The sequence below is a fragment of the Streptomyces katrae genome (assembly GCF_000966975.1).
GTDB lineage: Bacteria > Actinomycetota > Actinomycetes > Streptomycetales > Streptomycetaceae > Streptomyces > Streptomyces katrae.
Window position 1 is genome coordinate 1 of the sequence record NZ_JZWV01001681.1, and the last position, 791, is coordinate 791.

Annotated in this window: 2 protein-coding genes; both read right to left on the reverse strand. The window is 74.6% G+C overall.

Annotated elements, in window-relative coordinates:
• Positions 1-183, reverse strand: a 183-nt coding sequence (locus VR44_RS40055; protein WP_045952620.1) for a GNAT family protein, incomplete at its 3' end; no start/stop codon positions are given.
• On the reverse strand, positions 177-791 hold a 615-nt coding region (locus tag VR44_RS40060; protein ID WP_045952621.1), incomplete at its 5' end, for a protein kinase domain-containing protein. The genes VR44_RS40055 and VR44_RS40060, both read right to left, overlap by 7 nt.

A 791-nucleotide genomic window follows, 5' to 3' on the forward strand; every position in this document is an offset into this window, starting at 1 on the left:
GTGGATGCCCCAGCTCCACTGCGCCCTCGGCGTCTCGGCCGCCCGGGTAAGGGCGCTGCGGATCTTCTCCTGGGCCTGGTCGAGGGGGAGCGCGCGGCCGGTGGTGTAGCGGACCGAGGCGCCGCTGTAGATGCGGGTGAGGGCGGGGGCGTCGTCGAGGGTCAGGGCGCGCAGGGTCACCATGCTGCGATCAGTTCCTTGGCGGTGGGGCGGTCGGCGGGGTCGGGTGCCAGGCAGGCGGTGATGGTGGCCGCAAAGTCCGGGAACGGCCAGGGCCGTACGTCGGCCAGCGGGGTGGTGCTGCCGGTGGCGACGACGGCCAGCTTGTCCAGGCGGTCGAGGCTGTCGTCGTAAGGGACAGGGCGGTGACCGGTCCAGCACCAGAACAAGGAGGCGCCCAGGCTCCACACGTCAGCGGCCGGTTCCGCCTGAACGTGTGTGTCCGCCGGGGTCGCGAGGACGGCGGCGGCGATCTCGGGGGCGGTGGTGTGGGTCAGGGCACCGCGGTACGGCAGGCGCCCATCGGGTTCGGGGCCGCAGGCGAGGGCGTAGTCGATGACCTCGGCGCGGCCGCCTGAGGTGATGAGGGTGTTGGTGGGCTGGACGTCGGCGTGGGCCCATCCGGCGGCGTGCAGGCCGGCCAGGTGCTCGGCCCAGGTGCGGGCGATCTGCTGGAGCCAGGGCCGGACCGAGGGCCGGTCGCCTTCGGGGCCACGGGCCAGGGCGAGCGCCCGCCACAGCGGGACGCCGTCGACCCAGCGGACCGCGAGCCACCGGCCACCGTCCCAAGG